Below are 503 nucleotides of genomic sequence, written 5' to 3'. Positions count from 1 at the left end.
TCCAGCTCTGAATCCGGCACCTGAGCAGGCAGGAAAACTTCGATATGCAGCTCCGCCTGCCAGGTATCGCTGTCCAGCTCTTCGCCCGTGTATTCAGCGCCGGTGAGATAAACGGCAACTGCCGGAAAATCCGCCTCATCAAAAACAGCGGGGCGACCATCAAAAAACGTCGCCCCGGTGTCATGCTTCTCCAGTGCATCCAGTACGGCTGCACGGAGTTCAGTATGTTTCATCGCTTTATTACCATCCTCAGTTGATGCTGCAGCGCATAGCCCAGCTCTTTCGGAAGACGTTCACGCCGTATCCGCTCAATATTTTGTTTAAACGCCGTGGTCAGCGGCACCGCCATCGGGATTTTCACCACATCAATGGGGTAACGGTTTTTCCCAGCCACACGCTGCATGACATGCCACCGGCCATTTTTCAGTTGCTGAATAAACGCGCCGGGAATACGACGGTTACCCACCACAAGCACGCTGCCGCCACCTTTCAGGGATGAACGC

At 54.9% G+C, this 503-nt stretch carries 2 protein-coding genes; both read right to left on the bottom strand.

Annotation, left to right across the window (positions count from 1 at the left end; all coding sequences use genetic code 11):
* A partial coding sequence (gene gpU, locus HP552_RS00485) for a phage tail terminator protein (RefSeq protein WP_217506272.1) occupies positions 1-233 on the bottom strand: 233 nt, incomplete at its 3' end.
* On the bottom strand, positions 230-503 hold a 274-nt coding region (locus HP552_RS00480; RefSeq protein ID WP_175393832.1), incomplete at its 5' end, for a phage tail protein. The genes gpU and HP552_RS00480, both read right to left, overlap by 4 nt.

This window comes from Paenibacillus xylanilyticus, assembly GCF_013359935.1.
GTDB lineage: Bacteria > Bacillota > Bacilli > Paenibacillales > Paenibacillaceae > Paenibacillus > Paenibacillus xylanilyticus.
Note: the sequence above shows the minus strand (reverse complement) of the source record. Positions and strands in the feature narration are given on the sequence as shown.